Source organism: Kitasatospora purpeofusca, assembly GCF_036010405.1.
GTDB lineage: Bacteria > Actinomycetota > Actinomycetes > Streptomycetales > Streptomycetaceae > Kitasatospora > Kitasatospora purpeofusca.
Genome location: NZ_CP108561.1, coordinates 9,606,130 through 9,631,609, shown reverse-complemented (window position 1 = coordinate 9,631,609; position 25,480 = coordinate 9,606,130). Strand labels below are relative to the sequence as shown.

General features: G+C 72.6%; 15 protein-coding genes and 3 pseudogenes. 9 read left to right on the top strand and 9 right to left on the bottom strand.

Annotated features, from left to right (window positions below; translation table 11 throughout):
* The first annotated feature begins 174 nt into the window (after nt 1–174).
* Nucleotides 175–8,337 carry a SpvB/TcaC N-terminal domain-containing protein gene (locus OG715_RS41635; RefSeq protein ID WP_266271979.1) on the top strand — a complete coding sequence of 2,721 codons (8,163 nt, stop codon included), beginning with the start codon at nt 175–177 and terminating at the stop codon, nt 8,335–8,337.
* Nucleotides 8,338–8,612: 275 nt separating this feature from the next.
* Here the strand turns inward: OG715_RS41635 and OG715_RS41630 are convergent, their stop codons facing one another.
* The 3 genes and pseudogenes from OG715_RS41630 to OG715_RS41620 form a co-directional block, all read right to left on the bottom strand.
* Nucleotides 8,613–9,395 carry a TolB-like translocation protein gene (locus OG715_RS41630; protein WP_266271980.1) on the bottom strand — a complete coding sequence of 261 codons (783 nt, stop codon included), beginning with the start codon at nt 9,393–9,395 and terminating at the stop codon, nt 8,613–8,615.
* Nucleotides 9,396–9,427: 32 nt separating this feature from the next.
* Complete coding sequence (locus tag OG715_RS41625) at nt 9,428–9,892, bottom strand: MFS transporter (RefSeq protein WP_407661076.1); 465 nt, start codon at nt 9,890–9,892, stop codon at nt 9,428–9,430.
* A gap of 101 nt (nt 9,893–9,993) precedes the next feature.
* Nucleotides 9,994–10,950, bottom strand: a pseudogene (locus OG715_RS41620) (S8 family peptidase); the annotation flags it as partial.
* Nucleotides 10,951–11,732: 782 nt separating this feature from the next.
* Between OG715_RS41620 and OG715_RS41615 the strand changes: the two are divergent.
* Nucleotides 11,733–11,900, top strand: a pseudogene (locus tag OG715_RS41615) (serine dehydratase beta chain); the annotation flags it as partial.
* A 249-nt stretch (nt 11,901–12,149) separates the two neighbouring features.
* Here the strand turns inward: OG715_RS41615 and OG715_RS41610 are convergent.
* Nucleotides 12,150–13,127 carry an alpha/beta fold hydrolase gene (locus tag OG715_RS41610; RefSeq protein WP_266271981.1) on the bottom strand — a complete coding sequence of 326 codons (978 nt, stop codon included), beginning with the start codon at nt 13,125–13,127 and terminating at the stop codon, nt 12,150–12,152.
* On the opposite strand from OG715_RS41610, the pseudogene OG715_RS41605 reads away from it, so the two are divergent.
* Nucleotides 13,123–13,539 (top strand): annotated as a pseudogene (locus OG715_RS41605) (cupin domain-containing protein); the annotation flags it as partial. The gene OG715_RS41610 and the pseudogene OG715_RS41605 sit on opposite strands and share 5 nt — an antisense overlap.
* A 107-nt stretch (nt 13,540–13,646) precedes the next feature.
* Entirely contained in the window at nt 13,647–14,912 is a 1,266-nt protein-coding gene (locus OG715_RS41600; protein ID WP_266271982.1) for a serine hydrolase domain-containing protein, read from the top strand.
* An 80-nt stretch (nt 14,913–14,992) separates the two neighbouring features.
* Here OG715_RS41600 and OG715_RS41595 read toward each other — a convergent pair whose 3' ends face one another.
* Genes OG715_RS41595 through OG715_RS41585 form a run of 3 tightly spaced genes read right to left on the bottom strand, consistent with a single transcriptional unit; the run spans nt 14,993 to nt 18,101 of the window.
* Nucleotides 14,993–15,454: a hypothetical protein gene (locus tag OG715_RS41595; protein WP_266271983.1), complete on the bottom strand. Its 462-nt coding sequence runs from the start codon at nt 15,452–15,454 to the stop codon at nt 14,993–14,995.
* Nucleotides 15,451–16,635 (bottom strand): sulfotransferase family protein, encoded by a 1,185-nt coding sequence (locus OG715_RS41590; RefSeq protein ID WP_266271984.1) that lies wholly within the window; start codon nt 16,633–16,635, stop codon nt 15,451–15,453. Before OG715_RS41590 ends, OG715_RS41595 begins: the two co-directional genes overlap by 4 nt.
* On the bottom strand, nt 16,632–18,101 hold the full coding sequence (locus OG715_RS41585) for a pyridoxal phosphate-dependent decarboxylase family protein (protein WP_266271985.1): 1,470 nt from the start codon (nt 18,099–18,101) through the stop codon (nt 16,632–16,634). The genes OG715_RS41590 and OG715_RS41585 overlap by 4 nt, the downstream gene beginning before the upstream one ends.
* Nucleotides 18,102–18,401: 300 nt before the next feature.
* Here OG715_RS41585 and OG715_RS41580 point away from each other — a divergent pair, with 300 nt between their 5' ends.
* The gene (locus tag OG715_RS41580) at nt 18,402–19,718 is read left to right on the top strand and encodes a class III lanthionine synthetase LanKC N-terminal domain-containing protein (RefSeq protein WP_266271986.1); all 1,317 of its coding nucleotides are present in this window, start codon (nt 18,402–18,404) and stop codon (nt 19,716–19,718) included.
* 307 nt (nt 19,719–20,025) lie between these two features.
* Here OG715_RS41580 and OG715_RS41575 read toward each other — a convergent pair whose 3' ends face one another.
* Together OG715_RS41575 and OG715_RS41570 are read right to left on the bottom strand one after the other, a co-directional pair.
* Nucleotides 20,026–21,063, bottom strand: a complete 1,038-nt coding sequence (locus OG715_RS41575) for an ArsR/SmtB family transcription factor (RefSeq protein ID WP_266271987.1) — start codon at nt 21,061–21,063, stop codon at nt 20,026–20,028.
* A 164-nt stretch (nt 21,064–21,227) separates the two neighbouring features.
* Nucleotides 21,228–21,677, bottom strand: a complete 450-nt coding sequence (locus tag OG715_RS41570) for a YncE family protein (protein WP_266271988.1) — start codon at nt 21,675–21,677, stop codon at nt 21,228–21,230.
* A 265-nt stretch (nt 21,678–21,942) separates the two neighbouring features.
* Here OG715_RS41570 and OG715_RS41565 point away from each other — a divergent pair, with 265 nt between their 5' ends.
* The 4 genes from OG715_RS41565 to OG715_RS41550 all read left to right on the top strand — a co-directional run bounded on the left by OG715_RS41565 (nt 21,943) and on the right by OG715_RS41550 (nt 25,456).
* Complete coding sequence (locus tag OG715_RS41565; protein ID WP_266271989.1) at nt 21,943–22,092, top strand: hypothetical protein; 150 nt, start codon at nt 21,943–21,945, stop codon at nt 22,090–22,092.
* Nucleotides 22,093–22,293: 201 nt separating this feature from the next.
* Entirely contained in the window at nt 22,294–23,604 is a 1,311-nt protein-coding gene (locus OG715_RS41560) for a phenylacetate--CoA ligase family protein (RefSeq protein ID WP_266271990.1), read from the top strand.
* Nucleotides 23,601–24,137: a glycine-rich domain-containing protein gene (locus OG715_RS41555; protein ID WP_266271991.1), complete on the top strand. Its 537-nt coding sequence runs from the start codon at nt 23,601–23,603 to the stop codon at nt 24,135–24,137. Before OG715_RS41560 ends, OG715_RS41555 begins: the two co-directional genes overlap by 4 nt.
* Complete coding sequence (locus tag OG715_RS41550) at nt 24,134–25,456, top strand: MFS transporter (protein ID WP_407661075.1); 1,323 nt, start codon at nt 24,134–24,136, stop codon at nt 25,454–25,456. Before OG715_RS41555 ends, OG715_RS41550 begins: the two co-directional genes overlap by 4 nt.
* Nucleotides 25,457–25,480: the final 24 nt, after the last annotated feature.

The window sequence follows — 25,480 nt, the reverse complement described above, 5'->3', positions numbered from 1 at the left end:
ATCCGGGCTGCCACCGAGCCGCGAGTCGGCGATCCGGTCAGCTTCGTGCCAGCACCAGTAGTACTCGATGGACGCCTCGTTCTTTGCGATCGGCCTCATATCGGACAGGGGTACCGAAAGATGCGCGCTGTTCCCGTTCGTCGCCACATGCCCTGGTTTCGCAATCGGCGGCGGATGAGGCTTGCGGCGCCGCTGATCGTCCTGCTGCTGATCCCGCTGATGTCGGCTGCGCCCGTCCCAGAGCTTCCGTCGGTACCCGGAAGTGACGCGGCGGCGGTGCCGGGGCATCCGGACGTGGCCTCGTTCGACGCGAAGCGGCTGGGCGGCACCGCCCCCGCCGATCCGGGTGCCGGGATCGGTCTCATCGCCCCGCCTCAGGCCGACAACCAGGGAGACAACCGGTTGTCGTACCCGATCCAGGTGCCGCCCGGCCGCCAGGGCATGCAGCCGGATCTCAGCATCACCTACGACTCCGGTGGCGGTGACGGCTGGATGGGCCTGGGCTGGGACCTGGCCGCCCCGGCGATCACCGTGGACACCCGGTGGGGCGTACCACGGTACGACGCGGGCCTGGAGACGGAGACGTACCTGCTCGGCGGCGAGCAGCTGACGCCTCTAGCACATCGTGGCCAGCCGCGTCCGCGCACCGCGGAGAAGGAGTTCCACGCCCGTACCGAGGGGGCCTTCGCCCGGATCGTGCGCCACGGGGACGGTCCCGCGCACTACACGTGGGAGGTGACCGACAAGTCCGGAACGCACTTCTTCTACGGCGCGCCGGTCGGCGGCGCTGGGCCACAGGCCGATGCGACCCTCGCGGACAGGGCCGGCGATGTCTTCGAGTGGGCGCTGAGCGAGGTCCGCGACGCCCACGGCAATGTGATGCGCTACCGGTACGCCCGGGTCGAGGACCCCGGGGTCGAGGGAGGTACTGAGCCGGGCAGCGACCTGTACCTGCGGCAGATCACCTACACCGGCGACGACAGCAGCGACGGCCACTACTCCGTCGTCCTCACTCGGGACCGGGAGCTGGGCGAGCCGTTGCGGGCGGACAAGTCGATCGATGCGCGCGGCGGTTTCAAACGCGTCACCGCCGACCGGCTGCGCCGGGTCGAGGTGCGGCTGGACGGCGAACTGGTGCGCCGTTACGAATTCGCGTACACCACCGGCGCCTTCGGCAAGACACTCCTCTCGTCGGCCGACCAGTACGACGCCGGTGGCGCACTGCTGGGCCGGCACCGTTTCGACTACTTCGACGACATCCGCGACGCACACGGCGGCTACCAGGCGTTCAGAACCGTGCCGTGGACCTCGCCCCCGGACGGCCTGGGCCAGGGCGCGCTCGACCTGTCTGCGGACCATGTCGGGCAGGGCAGCGTCCTGAACACCAGCACCAGTACCGGCGGCGGCGGCCACCTGTATGTCGGCTTCGGCTTCGAGCCGGAGAAAACCGGTTCGACCGGTGCCAAGCTCGGCTTCGGCTACGCCCAGGACAACGGCCTGCTGGCCCTGGTCGACGTCGACGGCGACGGTCTACCGGACAAGGTCTTCCGGGACGGCGACACGGTCAAGTACCGCAAGAACCTCTCCGGCCCGCACGGCCGGCCGGGGTTCTCCGCCGAGGCGAAACCGCTGCCCCTGCCGGGATTGACCCGCGAGCACACCGCGTCCTTCACCGTCGGCGCGGAAGGCTACCCGTCGGTGGCCGCGCAGCTCGACGACGTCAACACCTTCACGGTGACCGACCGGTACTTCGCCGACGTCAACGGTGACGGGATCACCGACCTGGTCGACGGCTCCAGCGTGCTGTTCGGCCGCATCGGCGCGGACGGGACACCGGTCTACGGTCTCAGCAGCCAGGGCACGCCCGTTCCGGTCGGCAGGGGCGGTGTCGACGCGAGCGGATTTCCCGGTTTCGACGAGCAGCGGCAGCGGCTGACTCACTCCAACGCGCTGCTGGACACCGTGCGCCGCTGGGTCGCCCCGTTCTCCGGTACGGTGCGCGTCGAGGGCGCGGTCCGCCTCGCCCCCGGGACCGCCCAGGCCCGCGCCGCCTCGCAGACCGCCGACGGAGTCCGGGTCGCGATCCAGGCCGGCGGCACCGAACTGTGGTCCGACCGCATCGAGGCCAAGGACAACGGCGAGCACGCGCCCACCGGAGTCGACCGGATCTCCGTCACCCGCAATGAGGCCCTTTACTTCCGGGTCCAGTCGGTGTCCGACGGCGAGCTGGACCAGGTCTCGTGGGACCCGGTCATCAGCTACCAGGACGCGCTTGAGGCGAACGACGTCAACGGGCTGCCGATCTACCGGTACCAGGCCTCCCGCGACTTCGTCCTCGGTGGTCGCAGCTCGCAGCTCAAGGCCCCGCTCACCGGCGTGATGCATCTGAGCGGCAACGTCACCAAGAGCGGCGCCACCAGCGACGACATCACGGCGGTGGTCACACGCGACGGGGTCCCGGTGCTGCAGAGCACGCTGACCGGCGCGGCCACCGGGGCGGTGCCCGTCGGCCTCGACATCGACGTCCGCAAGGGGCAGATCCTGAAGTGGCGGATCGCCGCCGACTCCCCTATCGACCTGACACAGGTCTCCTGGCAGCCGCAGGCCGTCTACACCAGCGCCCAGGGCGTCGACCGGGTCACCGACGGCCAGGGCAACCCGCTGATCACCTTCCACCCCCCTTACGACACGGACATGTATCCGCAGGACGGGCTCGGCGCGCCGCAGGGGTTCCATCACGTCGCCGCCGACGGGCCGGTGACCGTGACTCCGCACCTGTCCGTCGGCCCCGGCGCGCCGGACGCGCGGGTGGCGTTCACCGTCAAGCGCCGCGGCGAGCTCCTCGCGAAGCGGTTCTTCACCGTGCACGCCGGGGCGGTCCAGGCACCGGATCCGTTCACCGTGGACGTGCGGGCGGGAGACGACCTCTTCTTCGACCTCAGCACCACGAGCACGCGGCTGCGCGGCACGCCGTCGGTGACGCTGACGACCGGCAGCGGCAAGGACGCCGTCACGGTCCCCGTGATCAGCGCCCTCCACACCTCGATGGACGAAGGCGCGTTCCCGCAGCCGTACCGCGGCTGGGGAGCGATCGGCTACAACGGCAACGAGGGCCGGGCGAACGGGCCCATCGCGGAGGGCGACCTGGTCGTCGACGCCTCCTACCAGAGCCAGCTCCCGCACGATGTCAACCCTCAGAGGGACAAGGACGGCTTCAGCGCGAACCCGAGCATCGATCCGCCGAAGGTCATCCCCTTCGCCGCCGATCCGCAGCACCAGCGGTGGGGCAGCGGCCAGGACGCGTGGGCCGCGCCGGGCACTGCGAGCAGTTCCCGCCTCGGCTCGGGCACGGTCAGCGTTCCCGACCCGCGGCAGTGGGCCGCAGGGAGCGCGGTGCCCCGGCTCGCCTACAGCAACCAGCTCTCCCTGACCGGGTCGGTCGGCTCGGCCGCCTCCCTCGGCGGGAGCGTCTCCACCGGGGCCGGCCTCGGCCTGATCGATTTCCTGGACATGAACGGCGATCAGTTCCCCGACATCGTCTCGCCCGGCGGCATCCAGTTCACCGACCCGACCGGCGGCCTGGGCAGCACACACGGACCCCTGCCCGACGCCGTCGCCCGTACCAACTGGAACGCCACCGCCAACGTGAGTGCGGGTAGCGCCGCACGCACCATCACCACCGGACGCGGCGACGCCGCCCCGACCGGCCGCAGAACCGCCAACACCGCCCGGTCCGGCAACGAACTGCCCCCACTGGGCGTCGGCGGCGACCTGGGCGCCAACACCTCCGACGCCAGGATCGACCTGCTCGACGTCAACGGCGACGGCCTGCCCGACCGCGTCTACGACGACGGAAACGTCGCCCTCAACCTCGGCTACCGCTTCGGCGCCAAGGAACCGTGGCGCAACCCGGCGCCGCTCAACGCCGGCAGAGGCACCGGCCTGGGAGTCAACCTCGGCCTCCAGACGGACTTCTACGGCTTCGCCGGCGGCGCCTCCTACTCCCAGAACACCACCACAGCCACCAGCACCCTCCAGGACGTCACCGGCGACGGCCTACCTGACCGCATCTTCGCCGGCGACGCCGGCGGCCCCCTTCAGGTCGCCGTCAACACCGGCAACGGCTTCGACGCGCCCGTGCCGTTCCACGGCAGCCTGCCCCAGGTCAACAGCGACCAGAACGCCCATTCCGGCGGCGGCGCCTACGCCACCGTCCCCATCTGCTTCCTGAACTTCTGCGTCATCATCAACCCCGGCGCCGACGCCTCCACCGGCATCGGCCGCACCCGGCAGATGCTCGCGGACATCGACGGCGACGGCTACGCCGACCAGCTGGAATCCACTGGCGACGACCAACTCACCGCCCATCTCAACACCACCGGCCGCACCAATCTGCTGCGGACCGTCACCCGGCCCATGGGCGCGCGCATCGACTTCGACTACACCCGCGACGGCAACACCGCCCAGCAGCCGCAGTCCCGCTGGGACCTGTCCCGGGTCGCCGTCGACGACGGCCACCGCAGCGACGGCCAGGACGTCCAGCTCACCACCTACGAATACCACGACGGCGTCTTCGACCGCCTGGAACGCGAATTCGACGGCTACGGGCAGGTCATCGCGCACCAACTCGACCACGGCCACGACGACGCCCTCTACCGCAGCACCATCCACGCCTACCGCACCGACGGCCACTACACCCGGGGCCTGCCCACCAGTGAGCGCACCGTCGACGCCGCCGGACACCTCTACCTGGAAACCGACAACACCTACGCCCTGCGCGACATCGACGCCCCCGGCGCCCCCGCCGACCCCGCCAGCACGACAGCGACGCTCTTCCCCCAGCTGGTACGCACCGACAGCCACTACTTCGAAGGCGCCACGACGCCGGCCAAGTCCACGTACACCACCATGGAGTACGACGAACACGGCAATCCGACCCGCTCGTTCGACGCCGGTGAGACCGGCCCCGGCGACGACGTCGACACCCGCATCCACTACTCGGCCAACGACCCCGCCTGCCGGGCGACGAACATCACCGGCATCCCGACCGCGGTGGACGTCCAGGGCAACGGCGCCCTCATGCGCCACCGCCAGTCCGCCGTGGACTGCGCCCACGGCGACGTCACCCAGGTCCGCGCGGACCTCGCCGACGGGACCGGCGCCGTCACCGACCTCGACCACTTCCCCAACGGCAACCTGCGCACCGTCACCACCCCTCCCAACCACAAGGGCCAGCGCTACCGGCTCGACTACACCTACGACCCGGTCACCGCCACCCACGTCGCCTCCGTCACCGACAGCTTCGGCCTGCGCTCCCAGGCCACCACCAACCTGAGATTCGCCCGACCCGACACCGTCACCGACGCCAACGGCCAGAGCACCCACTACACCTACGACGACGCCGGGCGCCCGACCACCGTCACCGGCCCCTACGAGACCGGAACCGGCCGCACCACTGCCGAATTCACCTACCACCCCGACGCGCCGGTACCCTACGCCGTCACCCGCAACATCGACCGGCAGGCGGACGGCACCGTCCGCGACGACACCCTCGACACCATCACCTTCACCGACGGCCTGGACCGCCCCGTTCAGACCAAGGAGGACGCCGCCCTGCACACCGGGCCGGACACCGCGCCCGCCGACGCGATGACCGTCTCCGGCCACGTCGTCTACGACTTCGCCGGCCGCACCGCCCAGCAGTACCACCCCGTCACCGAACCGAAGTCGGCGGCCAACACCACCTACAACACAGCGGTCGACACCGTCACCCCCACCACGGTCAGCTACGACGTCCTCGACCGCACCACCCGCACCGACCTGCCCGACGCCACCCACACCGAAAGCGCCTACGGCTTCGGCCCCGACCGCGACGGAAGGACGCAGTTCCGGACCACGGACACCGACGCCAACGGCCACCCCACCAGCACCTACCAGGACATCCGCCAGCAGACCACCGCCGTCCAGGACTTCAACCCCACCGGAGGCCACCCGGTCATCTGGACCAGCTACGCCTACGACCCCCTCGGCCAACTCGTCACCGTCACCGACGACCATCACCACACCACCACAGCCGCATACGACAACCTCGGCCGGCGCACCCGCCTGACGAACCCCGACACCGGGCCCACCGAGACCGCCTACGACCTCGCCGGCAACCCGGTACTGACCGTCACCGCGAACCTCGCAACCACCGGTAAGGCAATCGCGTACGACTACGACTACAACCGTCTGACCGACGTCCGCCACCCCGTCTTCCACGCCAACGACGTCCACTACGGATACGGCGCCCCCGGTGCCCCTCACAACGGCGCGGGTCGCGTCACCTCGCAGACCGACGGCGCCGGCGCCCTCACCCGCGCCTACGGACCACTGGGCGAGACCACCGAGGAAACCCGCACCGTCACCACCCAAGGGCACCAGAGCCGCGGCTACACCACCAAGTACCGCTACGACAGCTGGAACCGCCTGCTCGACCTCACCTACCCCGACGGCGAAACCCTCGCCTACCACCACAACAGCGGCGGACAGGTCGACCAGGCCACCGGCACCAAATCAGGCCGCACCTACCGCTACCTGACCCGGCTGGACTACGACAAGTTCGGCCGATCAGTCCTGCTCGACACCGGCAACGGCACCCGCACCACCTACACCCACGACCCGGCCAACCTGCGCCTGACCACCATCAACGCCCGCCTCGCCCAGGGCTACCAGTTCCAAAACCTCACCTACCGCTACGACAACACCGGCAACATCACCGCCGCCCGCAACGACACCACCCCGCCCACCGACCCCACTGCCGGATTCCCCGTCGGCGGACCGACCGACGAAACCTTCCAGTACGACGACCTGGACGAGATCACCCACGCCGAAGGAACCTACCGGTCCCGCACGCAGCCCACCGACACCTACCGACTCGACCTGCGCTACAACTCGACCGGCGACATCACCAGCAAGATGCAGGACCACAGGCTGGTCAGCGGCGGCAACACCATCACCGACAAGAAACTCACCTACACCAACCCCTACACCTACGCCGCCGCCCACCCCCACGCCCCCACCACCATCGGCGACCAGACCCTCACCTACGACGCCGACGGCAACCAGACCAGCCGTGACCAGCTCCCCGGCCTGCGCCGCCAGCTCATCTGGGACGAGAACAACCGCCTCGAATGCACCCACGAGAACGTCCAGAGCCACACCCTGCCGCAGACACCCCAGTCCTGCGGCCACGTCGGCGAAGCCCCCAACGCCGCGCGATACCGCTACGACGACCAGGGCGACCGCGTCGTCAAGGACGCCGCCCAGTTCCACGTCTACCCCAACCAGTACTACGCCACCGACGGCCCCCAGTCCTTCAAGAACATCTACATCGGCGACACCCGGCTCCTCACCAAAACCGTCGAGCCCGCCCCGCTCGCCGAGGACCGCCAGTACTACGCCCACGGCGACCAGCTCGGCTCCGCCAACTTCATCACAGACGCCCGCGGCCGCCTGACCGAACACCTCCAGTACCTCCCCAGTGGCGAAACCTGGATCGAAGAAAACCCCTCCCAGCCCATCCCCTACCAGTACACCGGCAAAGAACTCGACCCCGAAACCGGCCTCTACTACTACGGCGCCCGCTACTACGACCCCAGAAACCAGGTCTGGCAAAACCCCGACCCCGCCCTCACCACCTACCTCGACGGCACCCCCGACGGCGGCGCCTACACCCCCAACAACCTGGCCCTCTACACCTACGCCAACAACAACCCCGTCCTCTTCACCGACCCCAACGGCCTCGGTCGCGACTGGAAGAAGCCGCGGCCCCAAGGGCCGGAGCAGACGGTCGAAGAGCCACTCGCAAACAATCGAAGGGCCACCGCAGCTGCGGCCGAGGGCTTCCTGCCCGAGGCGGAGATTGCTCAGGAGCGAGCTGCCGAGCTGGCACGGCAATGGGGAAAGGGCCACGACTATTCCACCATCGCAGTGATCGGTGTACGCAAGAATGATACCGGTGAGATCACGAGAAAGATCTCACTGGCCGGCGGAAAAGCCATCGGAGAAATCGGCAAGAACGTCCTCAGGGAAGGTGAAAAATTCATTCCTGGAGCCTATGTCCCCGAAAGGGTCACCAAGAGCAGAAAACCAGCGCGCGAGCATGCCGAGGAAGGGCCTTTCAGGTGGGCAGCTGCCCACAATCACCAGGTGATCTACGGCGGGACATCAAGAAACGTTTGCAAGCACGTGTGCAAGCCCATGGTCGAGGGTGCAGGGCTGAAGCTCGGCGGAAAAGTATTTCGTGGAGCCAAGGACAAGACTCCCCATAGGACATTTTATCTCACCAGGCGGTAAGAGCTCATAGCAAGATCCTGCACACGTGGCCTGCTGGTCCGTGGCTGGTGCGGCGATTCGCATGTTGGTGTCGGTGCGAATGCACCGGAGCGGACTTCGGCTCGGGGCACACATGCTGGCGCCGGCAGTGGTGGCGGACGAAAGCAGGAGTGTCCGACCATGTCCAGCGGATACTGCTCGCGAAGCTGAACGCGGCCCGACTGGACGCGTGCCTGCGTGGATGCCTTCCACGTGCGGGCCCAAGGGGAGCGCCGGGGATCATGTCGCCGGTCGGGTCACCGGACGACGGCGGGGGCGAGCGCGGCGGCGGCGAGCAGGGCCGGGCATTCGACATTGCCGTGCACGGTGGTGAGGGTGCGGGCGACGGCGTCGCCGGCGACCAGCCAGGTGTGCCCGCCGGTGGCGAGGGTGGCGTAGAAGTGCTCGTCGTCGGCGAAGGTGACGCCCCAGACGTTGATGTCGGCGGCGCGGTAGGGGTGGCCGTCCAGGGTGACGGCGTAGCTCTCCAGGTCGTCCTGCGGCGTCCAGGTGCGGGTGTCGAGGATCGAGGTGCGGGTGGAGAAGTCGGTGCCGGCGTAGGAGTCACCGCCGACGAAGACCGTCCAGGCGACGAGGTGGCCCGACGGCGACACCCGGGCGCGGGTGGGGATGCCGGCCAGGTCGTAGTGGCGCCGCTCGTTCAGGTCGGCGTCGAGAACGACCGCGCGGTAGGTGTCCTGCAGGACGCCGTGGACGGCCCGCAGGCAGATGCCGGTGCCGGCGGCGGCGTGGAAGCGCAGGCAGGCGGGCACCGCGACCGTCCGGGTCGCGGTGGGGTCGACGAGCGGGACCGCGGCGAGGTGGTCACGCCGGGGGCCCCAGGTCAGGCTGCGGAACACCAGCAACGGCCCGTCGTTGTGCGGCCCGAGGGTGACGGCGCCCGCCCTGGCCGGCGGCCCGTCCCCGGCCCGGTCGCCGCCCCGGGCCGGGTCCCCGGCACGCAGAACGGTCCAGACACCGGCGCCGAGGAGCAGGGAGGCGGCGACCAGCAGGACGAGGAGACGGCGGCCGAAGGTCATGGGGGCCTCTTCCGGTCATCGGGGGACGGGGATCAGTGGGGACGGGGATCAGTGGGGGCGGGGCGGTCGGCGGTCGCCCGCTCCGGGTCGCTGGTGACGCGGCCCAGCAGGCGGACGGCGACGGTGACGGCGACGGTGAGGACGGCGGCCATCACGGCCAGGGCGGTGGTGTCGCCCCACCGGGTCCACAGCGCGCCGACCGCGAGCGAGCAGAGGAACCGCCCGGCGGCCTGGCCGGTGCCGACCAGGGCGAGGCCGGCGCCGCGCCGCTCCTCGGGGACGGCGCCCGCCGCGACGGCGGCCAGGGTGCCGTCGGTGGCGGCGTAGAAGAGTCCGTGCAGGAGCAGGACCGCGGCGGCGAGCGGGAGGCCGCCGCCGGGGCGAGCGAGCAGCAGGCCGTAGCCGGTGAGCAGTGCGGCGTGCCCGAACACGAACGCGCGCCGGCGTCCGATCCGGTCGGCGAGCGCGCCGAGCGGGACGGCGAGCAGCAGGTACACGGTGGCGGTGCCGAGCGGCAGCAGCGGGAACCAGCCCGCGGAGAGGTGGAGGCGGCCTTGACCAGCGCGTCCTGGACCTGGGCGGGGGTGGCCGTGGGGTGGGCCGACAGGTAGAGCGCCGCGGCGCCGGTGACGTGCGGCGCGGCCATCGAGGTGCCGGTCAGGTTGTGGCTGTCGTTGTCCCCGGTGTTCCAGGCCGACGTGATGCCGGTGCCGGGGGCGAACAGGTCGGTGCACGAGCCCCAGTCGGAGTCCGAGCGCCGCTGGTCGTCGGAGGTGGAGTTGTTCACGACGACGGCCTCGGCGATGTCGCCGGGCGAGTTCCTGCACGCGTCGGCGTTGCTGTTGCCGGAGGAGACCACCCAGGTGACGCCGGAGGCGATGGAGTTGCGGATCGCCTTGTCCTCGGTGGAGCTGACGCCGCCGTTGATGCTCATGTTGACCACGGCCGGCTTGACGGCGTGCTTGGTGATCCAGTCGGCGGCGGAGACGATGGAGGAGGTGGGGACGGAGTCGTTGCAGGGGGTGACCCGCACGGAGACCAGTCGCACGCCCTTGGCCACGCCGTAGTCCTTGCCGCCGACCGTGCCCGCGACGTGGGTGCCGTGGCCGAGGCAGTCGGCGCCGTTGCGGCCGTCGCCGACCAGGTCCACCCCGATGGCGGCCCGGCCGCCGAACTGGCTGTGGGTGGTGCGCAGTCCGCTGTCGACCAGGTAGACGGTCACGTTGGAGGCGGTGTTCGGCGCGGTGTAGCCGTTGTCCAGCGGCAGGTTGCGCTGGTCGATCCGGTCCAGACCCCAGCTGGCCACCGACGCCGCCTGCGCGCCTGCCGGCGCGGCATCCAGGTGCTGGGTGCTGTCCTGCTCCACCGAGGCGACCACCCGGTCGGACGCCACCCGGTGCGCCTGGGCCGGGGTCATCTCGGCGGCGTAGCCGTGCAGCGCGGTGTCGAAGACGGTGCGGACGGTGCCGCCGTAGGTGTGCGCCAGCCGGTCGGCGACGGACGCGACGGCGGTGTCCGGGGCCGTCACGCCCGGTGCGGTGTCGTCGTCGAGCACCACCAGGTAGCGGCCGGCTATGGGGCCGCCGGGCGTCCGGGCCTCCTCCGCGGCCCGTTGGGCGGCGCCCGCCGGGTCGACGACCACGGCTGCGGCCGCGGCGGCGACGGTGGCGGCGACGGCCACGGTGATGGGTTTCGTCCTGCGGGTACGGCGGCGTGCGCGGTACAGGGACACGGTGATTCCTCGGGGGGAGTGTGCGGCGGGAGTCCGCCGGCTCGGGGATCGGGAGCGGGGTACCGGCGGCGACTTCCGGGCCGTCGGCCGGGGCTTCGCCGTGGGGGGTGGGCGATCACTCCACTCCGGCGGCGCGCCGGTGAACAGAAGTACCGTCAGGAACACGCCGCCAGAAGCCACTTTTCGCCAGTGGCGCGGTCTGGCCAGGGAGGTCTCGCACGCGGCGGCTCCCGGAGCTCCGGGCCTGCGCAGCACCTCGCTCTCGGCCGCCTCCTCGATGGTCTCGATCCGCTCGATGATCGAGTCCCCGGTGACCACCTCGACCAGATTGTCGGTGGGATGCGGGCTCACCGAACGCCGGTACCCGCGGTAGGCGTTGGCGGCCGCCTGCTGGGCCTCGCGCAGCTCCGCGCCGCGGCTGTGCGTCAGGAACTCCAGCGCGACGGTGGGCTCCACCGGTACGTGCCGGCGGAACCCGCCGACGTCCGAGACGGTGACCAGTCCGATCCGGCGCAGGTGCGCGAGGTGCGCCTCGCTGTCGGGCCCCGGCTCGTCGGGCGGGTGTCCCGGTGGCCACCACCACGGCAGCTCTCCAGGAGTCCCCCTTGATCAGCGTGTTCGACCTGTTCCGCGTCGGCATCGGACCGTCCAGCTCCCACACCGTGGGCCCGATGCGCGCCGCCCGCCGGTTCGTCACCGGACTCAAGGGGGACGGCCTGCTGGCCCGCGTCGCCGCCGTCGAGGTCGAGCTGTTCGGATCGCTGGCCGGCACCACGCTCAGCGCGAGGGCGAGGCTCGCGGCCGCGTACATACGTCTGTTCATCTGCTGTCTCCCGGAGGGTGCGCCGTGCGAAGGGCTGTGCCGGAAGCAGCGTGCACCGCTCCGGGAACGGCCGGGTGAACACGGGTTCAAGGGATCGCCGCGGAATTGACGGCCCGCCGGGACGGCGTCCGGGCGCCGCCGCCGTACAGCGGGGTGGTCGGGCCCCGGAGCGCCGTGCCCACCTCGCCGCCCTGCCGGTTCAGCTCCGGAGGGAGGCGAGCCAGGCGGTCAGCAGGTGGTTGACCTCCTCGGGGCGCTCCTGCTGGATCCAGTGCCCGCAGCCGTCCAGGATGTGGCTGGAGACCAGGCCGGGGAGGGTGGTCGGGTAGGCCTCGATCGCCTCGGCCATCCAGGTGGTGGAAGCGTCCAGGGCGCCGCCGATGAACAGGGACGGCTGCTCGATCGGGGCTCCGCCGTACGGGGCGAGGTCCTCCCAGTCGCGGTCCAGGTTGCGGTAGCGGTTGAGGGCCCCGGTCATACCGGTGCGCTCGAACTCCCCCGCGTACACGTCGAGGTCGTCCTGCGTCAGCCAGGCGGGCAGCCCGCCGCGGGGAAAGCGGTCGCGCAGCCGGCCGCCGGTGCGGGCCACGAAGTGCGGGTCGGGCTCGCCGCGGGCGGGCATGGTGTCGGCGGACATGGCCGCGTAGAAGCCCGCGAGCCACCCTCCGAGGTCGGGCTCCATCTCTGCTTCGGCCCGGCCGGGCTCCTGGAAGTACGAGACGTAGAACTCCTGGTCGCCGCCCGTCCGCGCGAAGACGTCGGTGGGGCGGGGGCCGCCGGGCGGCGCGTAGGGGACGCTCAGCAGTCCGACCGCGCGGAAGACCTCGGGGTGGAGCAGGGCGGAGACCGCCGCGATGCCGGAGCCCCAGTCGTGCCCGACGATCACCGCGCTCTCCTCCCCCAGGGCGCGCACCAGGGCGAGGTTGTCCTCCACCAGGTCGAGCATCCGGTAGGCGTCCGTCGCGGCGGGCTTGGAGGAGCGGCCGTAGCCGCGCACGTCGAACGCCACCGCCCGGTACCCCGCCGCCGCGAGGGCCGGGAGCTGGTGGCGCCAGGAGTACCAGGACTCGGGGAAGCCGTGGACGAGCAGGACCAGCGGTCCGGTGCCCTGCTCGACCAGGTGCAGGCGTCCGGCGGGTGCCTCGATGGTGCGGTGGCACGGGTGGGCGGACGGCATCTCACTGGACGAGCTGGCCGGCACCGCGTCCGCCGCGGCGGACGGACCGCGTTCCCCCGCGCCGCAACGGTCCGACCGGGCCAAGGCGGTGCTGCCGCTGACCCGGTACGTCGGGGGCCTGCACGCCCACAAGCACGTCCTGCCCGCCGTCGACGCGCCGCCGGAGCGGCCGCGGCAGGTCTCCCACGACGGGTACGAATGGCTGTGCGTCCTGTACGGGCGGCTGTGGCTGGCACTCGGCGACCACGACCTCGTGCTGAGCGCCGGGGAGGTGGCCGAGTTCGACACCCGCACCGCCCACGGAGTCGCGAACGCCGGGCCCGGCGGACCGGTCGAGTACCTGATCATGTTCGGGCCGCAGGGGGAACGCCTTCGACCGCGCACTCCGGCCCCCGACCGCCGGAGCCGGTAACCGGTGTGCCCCTGCGGACGGAAGACCGATTCCCCGCCTGACCGATGGTCAGCTCATTACACTTTCGGGATATCACGAGATCCGTAGGCACGGACACAGGAGGACTCATGCGGGCAGCGGAGCGCCGGGGCGGATCGCGCACGGCACCGGGCGTACGGCTCATCGCCCTCGCTCTGGCGGGCGCCGGTCTGGTGGGTGTGACCACCCCGACGGCAAGCGCCCTCGGCGCCGGATCGGCCGGAGCGGCGGCCGCCAGTGAGCAGCAGCCGGGCAACGCTCCGGAGGGGTTCGGCCGCGGCCCGTACCGGGGCGACGTGGATGTCCGGGCGCTGAACGAGGCACTGAAGGGCGTGGTCGAGATCGGCGGGGCGTCCAGCTCTCTCGCCCGGGTGACCGAGTACGGGCGCACGGTGTGGAAGGGTGCCCAGGGAGCGGGCGACTTCTCGACCGGCGCCGAGCCCTCGGCGAACGGCCGGTTCCGGATAGCCAGTGTGACCAAGACCTTCGTGGCGACGGTCGTCCTCCAACTGGTCGGTGAGGGGCGGTTCCGTCTGGACGACAGCGTGGAGAGCCTGCTGCCGGGCGCCGTCCCGGGCGGCGGCTCCATCACCGTGCGTCAGCTGCTCGACCACACCAGCGGGCTGTTCGACTACACAGAGGACCAGGCCATCGGCCTCGACCACGAGGCATGGCTTCGCGAGGGACGCTGGCGGAGCTGGACAGCGCGGCAACTCCTCGCGGTGGCCAACAGCCACCCGCCGTACTCCGCCCCCGGCACCGGCTGGCACTACGCGAACACCAACTACCTGCTGGCCGGAATGATCGTCGACCGGGTCACCGGCCACGACTGGCGCCAGGAGGTGGAACGCCGGGTCATCCGCCCGCTGGGACTGACCGGGACCTCGATGCCGGTCCACGCGACCGGGATCCGGGGCCCTCATGCGCACACCTACCTCGATCTGCCCGGCGGCCCGGTGGACGTCACCGAGATGGAGCCGAGCGAGATGGACGCGGCGGGCGTCGGCATCTCGACCACCGCGGACCTCGCCACCTTCCTCCGGGCCCTGCTCGACGGTCGGCTGCTCTCCGCACCGCTGCTCGCCGAGATGCTGACCGTCGCCCCGGCGAGCGGCGGCGCCCAGTACGGGCTGGGGATCAGTCGGCTGACCACCCCCTGCGGCGAGGTCTGGGGCAACAACGGGAGCACCGGCCGCGGGCACAACAGCGCCCTCTACGGCACCCCGGACGGCCGCCGGCAGGTGGCCGTCTCGACCAACGGCTACCGCAACACCGGCCAGGGCTGGAAGACCTCGCAGAAACTGCTGGCGACCGCCTTCTGCGACGGTCGGCCGGCCACCGCCCCGACCGGGTGACCACCGACCGACACCCGAAGGCCGGGAACGTCACCGGCCCCGGCGCCGCCCCCGCGACGCACCCGACCGGCCGGAGCGGATCACGGGGCGTGCGTGCGGACGGGCAGGCGCTCGACCAAGCCGATCAGGGAGCCACCGAGGAAAGGCAGCGCGGTGGCGGGCTCCGCGAGACGAAGGTGCGGTCCGCGGTCGGCGAGCGCGCCGATCGCGGTCCGTAGTTCCAGCAGTGCCAGGTCCGCGCCGATGCAGCGGTGGGTGCCGTGCCCGAAGGCGAGGTGGGGACCCGGCGGGTCGCGGTCCGCCAGGGTCCACCGGGGCCCGCCGGGGGCGGTGAGCATGGCCCGGCGGCTGAGCCGGCGGTCGGTGAGGACGCGCAGGACGTCGGCGTGGCGGACCGCGAGGTGGGCCGGATCGCCGCTGGGCAGGGTGATGCGGGCCGGGCCCGGCAGGGTCAGCAGCCCGTTGTGGGGCATGGGCGACAGGCAGTGGGCGCGGTCGAAGGGATAGGGCAGCCGGCCGGGGTGCGGAGCGGCTGTCGTCATGACGTCGCCTCCGGATCGTGGGACGCGGGTCGCGGACCGGCGGGCGGCAGACCGCAGGCCGCGCGGGGGTGGACGTGCTCGGGACGCGGGTTGCGCGAGAGGTGGTCGTGCCAGCGCCGGCGCAGGGCGCCGTCGGCGGCCAGCCCCAGCCAGTCCACCACCCGCCGGGCGGTGGTGTCGGGGTCGGCCACCAGGTCGGCGAAGCGGACCGTCAGGCATCGGTCGGCGACCGACGGGTCGGTGGTGAAGGCGTACATCCTCGACAGTCCGGCGTGCGTGGCGGCGGTCATGTCCCGGCCGATCTCCACGGGGTCGACGGCCTCGCTGCGCTTGCGGCGGGCCGCCGACACGAGGCCGCAGACGGAGCCGATCGCCTCTTCGCGGCCGCGTTCGAGGACGACGAACCTCGCGCCGGGGTGGACTCGGTCCAGAGCGGGCAGGTGCCACAGGTGGGAGGGGCTCTTCAGGACGAGCCGGGACCCGGCCGGCGCCGGGCGCCGGGCGAGGATGTGGGCGAGCTGGGCCCGGTGGAGCGTGTAGGCGGCCGTCAGGTCCTGCCCGGCGAGCCAGGACGCGTAGGTGGGCACCCGGTAGCTGAGAAGGCCGAGGACGCTGTTGCGGAAGTCCGTGTTCATCAGGTGTTCGCACTCCTCCGGTTCGTTCGCCCCGGTGGGGTGGACGCGGGCCAGATCGGGTGCGGTCCGGACCAGATCGGCCACGTGCCGCTCGGCGTCCGCGAACAGATCCGCCGCCCGGACCCCCGGCGGGGTGACCGGCGCCAGCAGCTCCCACAGGCGGGGGGCCCGCAGCGCCGGATGGTGGGCGAGCAGCCGGTGCAGCAGGGTGCTGCCGGTCCGCGGCAGGCCGACCAGGACGACGGGAGGCTCCTGCCGCACCGGCGGTTCGGGCAGGGCGTGCAGCCACAGCCGGGTGCACAGCGCGCGGAGCAGGGTGTCCCGCGCCTCGGCCCGGCCGGCCGGGCTGAGCCGTGCCTCGGTCTCCAGGGCCTGGACGAGCAGGTCCAGGGCCGGTCCGTGACCGGGTGCGCCGAAGTCCGCCAGACCGGTGCGGCGTACCGCCTCGGCCCGCAGCGCGGCGGCATCGAGACGCTCGACGGGTGCGCGCCCGCGACCGTGCCCGTCCTCGGAGAGTGCGCGGCCCGGCACCGGCCCCGCGTTCACGGGGCGGCCCCCGGCCGCTCCGGGGGCGCCGTTCGAGCCCTCCACAGCTCGGCGACCCGGTCGACCACGGCGCGGAGCCCGTCGTACCGCGCACGCGGGTTGATCACACAGAGCCGGAAGACCCTGCGGCCGGCCACGGTCACGCCGACCACCATGGCCCGCCCCTCCGACCGCAGGTCGTGGCAGACCTCGTCCACCGTCCGGTCGGTGTCCTCCGGGGACGGGAAGGGCCCGGTGGCGGGCGGCAGCGCGCGGAAGGTGACGACGGCGAGGGAGGGACCGGTCACCACCTCCAGCCCGGGCCGGGAGGCGATGTATGCGGCGATGTCGTCGGCCATCGCCTGGCCCCGGTCCACGGCGGCGCGGAAGGCGTCCGCGCCGAACACCTTCAGCGACAGCCACAGGCGCAGTGCCCGGAACTCCCGCGTCTGCTCGATCCCCCAGTGGAGGTAGTCCACCTCGCCCTCGTCGTGGCCGGTGGTGCCCGCGTCCAGGTACCCGGGGAGCCCGACGCCGAACGCCCGCGTCAGGCAGGTCGGGTCGCGCAGCAGCACGCATCCCGTCCCGGTGGGCTGGAACAGCCATTTGTGCGGATCGACACTCACCGAATCCGCCGCGTCCAGGCCCGCCAGCACGCGGCGTCCGCGCTCGGTCAGTGCCGCGGCGGCACCGAACGCGCCGTCCACGTGCAGCCACAGGCCCTCGTCGCGGCAGAAGGCGGCCAGTTCGGGAAGCGGGTCGACGTCACCGGTGGCCGTGGTGCCCGCGTTGGCCACCACGAGGAAGGGCCGCAGACCGTCGTGGCGGTCCCGGGCCACCTGCCGGGCGAGGCCGCGCAGGGGGATCCGGCGGTGCGCGTCCCCGGGCAGGACCCGGACGCGGTCCTCTCCGATGCCCAGGACGTGCAGGGCGCGGGGGACGGAGAGGTGGGTCTGGTCGGAGAAGTAGGCGGTGGCGCCGCGGGCCTCGGTCCCGACAAGCGCGTCGCGCGCCGCCGTCAGGGCGGTCAGGTTGGCGGCCGAACCGCCCGACACGAACAGACCGGACGTCCCGGGGGCCAGGCCCATCAGCTCGGCCAGCCACCGGACGGTGGCCGACTCGATCGCGCTGGAGACCCTCCCGGTGAAACGCCATCCGGTCGGGACTGCGAACCCGGCGGCCAGCGCCGTTCCCAGCACCCCGGTGACGGTCCCCGGGGAGGGCACGAACGCGAGGAAGTCCGGATGGTCCGGGTGCGCGTTGCCCTCGCGCAGCAGCCGCCCCACCTGGTCCACCAGGGCGATCGGATCGTCCGCGGGGGCGTCGGGCAGGGGCTCGGAGCGCAGCCGCACCGCGTCGGCGGCCGAGCCCGGCGAGGCGTCCGGAAGGCCTCGGTGCCCGGCTCCGAGGTGTCCCGAGAGGATCTCCCACACCCGGTGACCCAGCGCGGTCACCGTCTCCGCCGGCAGGGTCAGGGAGGCGTTCACCGGACTGCCCCCCGCAGGCGGTCCGATCCGCCGCTCGTCCGGCGCTCCGATCCGCCGCTCGTCCGGCGCTCCGATCCGCCGCTCGTCCGGCGCTCCGCCAGCCCCGTTATCACCGCTGGTGTCCATGGAGTCACACTGTGGTACTTCCGGTGGGGGCGTGACAAGTACACCCTTCGGGACCGCCGCCCGGCGCCCGAGCCACGAGCGTGCCTGGCGGCACCGCCGCGCAACGGCCGACGGTCCGCGACTCGACGGCCTGCCGGAGGCGGGCGGGCGAACGACCACGTGGAGGAGACCGTCTTGTTCGACGCGCTGTCCGATGCTCTCGCCGACGAGCAGTTCTACGCGCCGCTGGGCACGATGGCCGACCCCGGACGACGCTTCGCGCCCGCCCGGGTCGCGGCCGGCTGGCGCGGAAGCGAGCAGGGCATCTGGACGGCGTGGAGCGCTCCCGGGGTGCGCCGGGCAGGGCAGGGCTGGAAGATCCACGTATCGGCACGCCCGGAGCGGGCCCAGCACGTCCTCGACGCGGTGGCGGACATCTGCTTCGCCGAGGAGGTGCCGTTCAAGCACGTGTCGGCGCACTTCTTCTTTCTCGCCCTCCACCACAAGCACGGCGTCCGGTCCCAGGCGGGCAAGTTCTGCGCCGTGTACCCGCCGGACACCCCCGTCGCCGCACGGCTGCTGGACCGGCTCGCCGAGGCCCTGCACGGCGAGGAGGGCGCCTACGTCCTCAGTGACCGCCGCTACCGGGACTCCCGCACCGTCCACTACCGCTACGGCGCGTTCGGCCGCCGCGGCCGACTGCTGCCCGACGGCACCGCACAACCGCTGCTGACGGACGGGCACGGGCGCGACGTGCCGGACCGGCGGCTGCCGTACTTCGTCCTGCCCGAGGGCGTCGGCGACCCGTTCGTCGCCCAGGAGCCGACCCCTCACCTCGGCACGATCCGCATCCGCGGCTACGAGATCGTGAAGGTGCTGCAGCCGAGCAACGCCGGTGGCGCCTACCGGGCCCGGGACACCCGCACCGGGCAGCTCGTCCTCGTCAAGGAGGCGCGCCCGCACAACGGTTGCACCTGGGACGGCGTCAGCGCCCAGGAGCGGCTGCGCCGGGAGTTCGACACCCTGACCGCCGTGCACGCGGCGGCGGAGGGTGTGTGCCCCCGACCGCTGGAGCGGTTCACCGAATGGGAGCACGACTTCCTCGTCATGGAGTACGTCGAGGGGCTGCCGCTGGTGACGTGGATCAACCGCTCGTCGCCCGTCCTGCTGGCCGACCGCCCCGCCGCGGACTTCCACCGCTACCACGCCGCCTGCCGGCGCATCCTCGGCTCGCTCGACGACGCCCTGGAGCGACTGCACGCGCTGGGGCTGCGGTTCGGCGACGTCAGCCCCGGGAACGTCATCGTCACCCCCACCGGGGACGCCAGGCTCGTCGACTTCGAGTCCGCGACCGCCCTGGGGGCCCGCCCCGCCCGGATGGGCACTCCGGGCTTCGCGCCGCCCCCGGCGCTGACCGCCGGGCACCGCGCCGACCCGCTCCTCGCCGACCGCTACGGCCTGTCGGCCTCGCGCTCACCCTGCTCGCGCCCTTCCACAACGCCCCGCAGCTGACGGCGGCGAACTTCGCCCTGCTGCGACGCGACCTGGCGGCCGGGACGCCGGTCCCGCACGATCTGTGGAAGCGGGCCACCGCCTTCCGGCGGTCCGGCGACGACCTTGCGTCGACGCTCCCCGACCCCGGACAGGTGGACGCCGACCCGCGGGGCTGCCTGACCCTGCTCGCCGAGCGGACGGCCTCGGGACTGCTCGCCCTGGCCGACACCGACCGGCCCGAATGCCCGGACCCACCCGGACCCTCGGCGGGCGGTTCCCGGACGGCCGGGAGGTCGGCACGGCCCGGTGGGCGCGCCTCGGGCGGTCAGGGCGGGTCCGTGGTGGCGCGGGCGGTTGCGGGCGGGACCGGGCGGTCGTCGAGGAGGGCCCGGCCGAGGGGGGTGAGGGTGTGGCGCACGCCGGGGCCGGTGCGTTCGGTGGTCAGCAGTCCGGCGGAGCGCAGGACGGTGGCGTGGTGGCTCGCGGTGGCCGGCGAGGTGCCGGTGCGGCGGGCGAGTTCGGCGGTGCCCGCCGGGTCCGCCGCCGCGCGCAGGGTACGCGCACGGGTGGTGCCGAGCAGCGCGACGAGCGCGCCGTCCGGCCCGTCCGGGGCGCCCTGGGACCAGATCGCGCGGTAGGTGGCGAGGTCGGGGGCGAGCGGGTAGTGCAGGACGAGCGGGTGGTCGAGCCCGCGGGTGTCGGTGAGGGCGATCGGCCCGGGCCAGAAGAAGGTCGGGACGAGCATCACCCCCGCGCCGCGCAGGCGCAGGTCAGCGTCGACGGGCCAGGGCAGCGTCAGCACCGGTGACCGCCAACGGACAGCGGGACGGAGGCTGTCGAACAGTCCCTCCAGACCGAGCTCCGTGACGAGGGCGGCCCGCCGGGCGCGGTCGGCGTGCGCGACGGCCAGCAACTGCGACCAGTACGGCTCGACGGCGAAGGCGTGGTACTCCCGCAGCCGGCCGTCGACGAGTTCGCGGCACTCGCGTTCGCCCCGGCGCAGTTCGTGGACCCACCGGGGCGCCCGGGGCAGCGTCCCGCTGAGGACGCGCAGGTCGGCGCTCCACCGCCGGCCGGGCAGCGACCAGGTCTGCTCCAGGCTCTCCGCCAGGGTGTGGCTGCCGGCGTGCAGGAACACCTCCGCGGCCTCCGCCGCCCCGGCCGGCGTCGCCAGGTCGAACAGCACCCGCAGTTCGGGGCGGAGGCCCAGGCGGGTACGGCTGCGCCACCCCTCCAACGCCACGCCGCCGACCCCGCGGGCCTGCACCAGCGACAGGCTCAGCATCGACTCGGCGAGCGGATCGGGCGCCCGCGCGAACCGAACCCTGGTCAGGTCCTCCTGGGTGAAGTGGATCCGCAGCAATTCCGCCCCCTCCGTCGAGCACCGGCAGGGGCACCGCAGCGGTCCGGCCCGCCCCCTGCGGCCCTGGGACCACCGTAGACCGACGTGCCGCACACCGTCGGCGCCCGGCGCGCCCGAACGGGTCGTGGCCGCCGGTCGGCGGCCGCGACCCCGCAGTGGTCCGGTCAGAAGCTGACGATCTGCAGGAACGTGCCGGGGTTGTCGTTGTAGTTGGCGCCGGTGACGTAGAAGGTGTGGCCGTCCGGGCCGACGGTGAGGGTCGCGCCGTGTTCGAGGTCGAACTCCACGAAGTCCTCCTTCGGCACGGGCCGGTCGGTGGCCGTGCTGTACGCGGCCACGGTCGGGCTCGGCAGGTTGGTCTGGATCAGGACGTACAGCCGGCTGCCGCGGGGGCTCACCGCGAGGCCGGCGATCTGGCGGAAGCCCGTGTGGAGGTCGATGGTGGTGGCGAGGGTGTCGGTGTTCAGGTCGATCACCTGGATCCGGCCTTCGGGCTTGGTCTGCGCGTACACCGCGGACCCGTTCGGGGCCAGGACCAGGTCGTCGATGAACCCGGGCGAGGTGATGGCGCGGACGACGGCCGGGTGCGCCCCCGCCAGGTCGAGGCGGCCCAACGGGCCACCGGTGGAAGTGAGTTCATGGAACCAGCCTCTCTCCCGTGCCGGATTCGCGGACCCGCCACGAGGCTAAGGCATGAACATGTCATTCCGGTTCGAAGGGCGCTCGCCGGGACCGGGTTCCCCGGACGGCGATTATCGGCCAGGCGTTTCTGATCGTTGTCTGATGACCTGTCATTGACACCTGCTTGACCATCGCTTTAATGTCGCAGTGGCGGCGACGAACGCGCCGCCGGATTACCGTTATATCTCGGAGGTCCGAATGGAACAGCTCATCAAGAAGATGACCCAGGACGACAAGTGGAAGGGCTGGGTCGCCGCCAACTCCGGAGGCACCGCCAAGGACGGCTGCATCAGCGCGGCCCCCAAGTCCGGGTGCATCAGCGTGGCCAAGGCCGGCTGTATCTCCTGACGCACCGACCGGCACCCGTCGGCACAGATCTGCCCTGACCTGTGCCGACGAGGTTCGGGCCGGCCGGAACACCCGGCCGGCCCGGGCCTGCGGCGCGCCCTCGCCGACGCGCACCGCCCGCGTCGCCCGGGCCGGCCTGCCGTCCGATTCCCGCCCCGGGGCCGGAGAACCGGAGCCCCGGACACCGACCGGAGGTGACATTTGAACGGCCAGCCGACCGCCGACGTGGTCGACCGGATCAAGGACATTCCCCTGTACCGCGCCTCGATCGAACGGGGCCATTTCCCCATTCTGGAGAAACCCGAGATCGCCCGCGGATTTCCCGACAACTGGATGACCCCGCACCTGTCGGCCGCCCTCGCGGCCGGTGAGGCGGAGTTCGTGCTCTCCACCGGCACCAACCACGCGCGTATGCAGATCATCCGACCGCCCTACTTCCTGCTGAAGTCCTACTACCGCCTGTGGAGCGAGCACCCCGATCTCGCCGACACCTGGCGGGAGGGCTGCAACCGGGTCTCCCTCACCACCGTCCTTGCCACCGAGCACGTCGCCCGCGTCAACGCCCGCAAACGGGGCGAGGAACCCGCGGCCGAACCGGACCTGCGCGACCGCCGACTGGACGACCGCACCGTCTACCTCAACCTGCGGCTGGACCCGGACCACTGGCAGCGGGCCGACGTCGAGCGCATGCTCGCCGAGATCCGCGACGCCGCCCGCGCGCACCCGCACGGCCGCTACCTCCTGGACTGCTCCTCCTCCCACCTCGCCCACCTGGTGCGCAAGGCCCGCGCCTGGGGCCTGTGGGAGGGGTTCCCGTCGCCGGCGGCCGTCGTCCACGCCTACGAGTACACGCCCGCGAACGTGGCCCGGTACCTGCGCGAGCACTTCGGCTGCCCGATCGTCGACCTGTTCGGCAGCACCGAACTCGGCTACCTCTACTACAGCGACCGCGGCGGCGACTACCGGCCCTACCTGCACGACATGAGCGTCGAACTGCTGCCCGTCGCCCCCGGCAGCACCATCCACAGCCTCATCGTCACCAGCGTGCGCAATCCCTTCATGCCGCTGGTCCGCTACCGCTCGGGCGACTGCGTGCGCACCGCCGACGGCAGCACGGACCCGGAGCGCATCACCCGCTTCTGCGGCCGTGAGAAGGAACTGCTCGCCACCCCGCGCGGCCCCCGCGCCCAGGGCGACCTCGACGAGGCCGTCAGCGCCGTCACCCCGCGGGTCTTCCTCACCCGCCTGCACCTGGAGGAGCCGGACGGGGCCGTCCTGCGCTGCACCACCTTCGACGCCGCCCCGCTCACTCTCGCCGAGAGCGACGCCCTGGCCCACGACGTCGGCGAACTCATCGGCCGGCGCTGCCGCGTGGAGCACCACGACCACCTGCCCGTCGGCGCCTCCGGCAAGTACGCCTGGCTCGCCGCGTCCCCGACCGGCGCCACGAACCCGGCCCCGTCACCGACCTCGACCCCGTCCCCGTCCCCGTCCCCCGGAGGTGCCCGATGACCACCCGGTTCGAAGCCCGGTCCGAGCCGCAGGACCGTGTCACGGTCACGGACCTCGAAGAGCTGCTCGGCGACGACCTCCACGCCGAGGTGGTCGCCTACACCGTCACCCGCACCGGCTGCGCACCCGCCGACGCCGAACGCCAGGTCACCGAGTGCCTGCGCTACCTCTACCTCGTGTCCCGGCACCGGGAGGAGCTCGCCGGCCTCTTCCTTCCCGTCGAGCAGCACATCGACGAGATCTGGCACTACCTCATCCTGCAGACCCGCGAGTACCGTGCGCTGTGCGAGGAGCGACTGCCCGGCCGGTTCTTCGTCCACCACCGCGGCATCCCGTACGAGTCCTACCAGGAGGAGCCCGGCCGCCGGCAGGCCGCCGAGGAGGCGCTGCGCTGGATCCCGCTCTACTGCCGCGCCTTCGGGCCGTTCGACGAGGGTGCGCTCCCCCACTGGACCATCGTCCGCTACCTCCACGAGCAGCTGGACATGTCGCTGGAGGAGATCTCGGCACTGAGCCCCCTGGCGTCCTCGTGAGCGCCACCCCGGCGGGCGGCGTGGCCAGCCGCCCGCCGGGGCGTCCAGGACCGCCGGAAGCAGCGGAAGCGCCCGAGGCCCCCGAACAGCGGCGGATCCTGGCCGTCCTGGTCGCATCGCAACTGGTCAGCGGCGTCGGACTCACCGCCGGTATCGTGGTCGGCGCCCTGCTGGCCGAGCAGATGCTCGGTTCCACCGGCCTCGCCGGCATCCCCACCGCCCTCTTCACCGGCGGATCGATGCTCGGCGCGCTCGTCATCGGCCGAGTGTGCCAGCGGCGCGGACGCCGCCCGGGCCTCGGCGCCGGCTACGCGATCGGCGCCCTGGGCAGTGTCGGTGTGGTCGCCGCCGTGGCCCTGGACCAGGTCGCACTGCTGCTGCCCTCGCTCCTGGTCTACGGCGCCGGCACCGCCACCAACCTCCTCGCCCGCTACGCCGGTGCCGACCTCGCCGCACCCCACCGCCGCGCCCGCGCCCTGGGCCGCGTCCTGCTCGCCTCCACCCTCGGCGCGGTCGCCGGGCCCAACCTCGTCCCGCTCACCGGAGACCTCGCCCGCGCCTGGGGCATCCCCCCGCTGGCCGGACCCTTTCTGCTCGCCGCCCTCGGCTACACGGCGGCGGCCGTCCTCCTCACCGCGCTGCTGCGCCCCGACCCGCTCCACCTGGCCCGGGCCAGGATCCCGGCCGCGGACACCTCGGACACCGTCCGGGGCGCCGCCCCCGGAGGCGCGGCCGACCCGGTGCGGAAGGGCGAGGGCCGGCCACGGGGGCCGGGCGTCTCCACCGGCCTGTGGATCATGCTGCTCGGCCAGCTGCCCAAGGTCGCCCTCATGACGATGACGCCCGTCCACCTGGCCGCCAACGGCCACGGCACCGGCACGATCGGCCTGGTCGTCTCGCTCCACATCGCCGCGATGTTCCTGCCCTCCCCGCTCACCGGCCTCCTGACCGACCGCCTCGGCGCCCTCCCCGTCGCCGCCGCCTCCGGTCTCCTCCTCTGCTTGGCCGCACTCCTGGCCGCCGCCGCGCCGGGCGACTCCGTGCCCCTCCTGGCCGCGGCCCTCACCCTCGCCGGCATCGCCTGGAACCTCGGCCTGGTCAGCGGAACGGCCGTCATCACGGCCGCGCTGCCACCGGGGCACGGCGCGAACACCCAGGGCCTGGCCGACGTCGGCCTCGCCGTCGCGGGCAGCACCGGCGCCCTGCTCTCGGGCCTCGCCGTCACGGCCGGCGGCTACGACGCCCTGGCCCTCGCCTGCGCGCTGACAGCCCTCCTCGTCACACCGCTGGCCCTGCGCGCGGCCCGGGCCGGGGCGTGATCCGAGCGGGAGCGGAAACCGAAC

Excerpts from the sequence above, each read along its gene's own strand:
- OG715_RS41635 (WP_266271979.1), top strand. The coding sequence starts at position 175 with ATGAGGCTTGCGGCGCCGCTGATCGTCCTGCTGCTGATCCCGCTGATG.
- OG715_RS41595 (WP_266271983.1), bottom strand. The coding sequence starts at position 15,454 with ATGACGACAGCCGCTCCGCACCCCGGCCGGCTGCCCTATCCCTTCGAC.
- OG715_RS41600 (WP_266271982.1), top strand. The coding sequence starts at position 13,647 with ATGCGGGCAGCGGAGCGCCGGGGCGGATCGCGCACGGCACCGGGCGTA.
- OG715_RS41555 (WP_266271991.1), top strand. The coding sequence starts at position 23,601 with ATGACCACCCGGTTCGAAGCCCGGTCCGAGCCGCAGGACCGTGTCACG.
- OG715_RS41630 (WP_266271980.1), bottom strand. The coding sequence starts at position 9,395 with ATGACCTTCGGCCGCCGTCTCCTCGTCCTGCTGGTCGCCGCCTCCCTG.
- OG715_RS41565 (WP_266271989.1), top strand. The coding sequence starts at position 21,943 with ATGGAACAGCTCATCAAGAAGATGACCCAGGACGACAAGTGGAAGGGC.
- OG715_RS41610 (WP_266271981.1), bottom strand. The coding sequence starts at position 13,127 with ATGCCGTCCGCCCACCCGTGCCACCGCACCATCGAGGCACCCGCCGGA.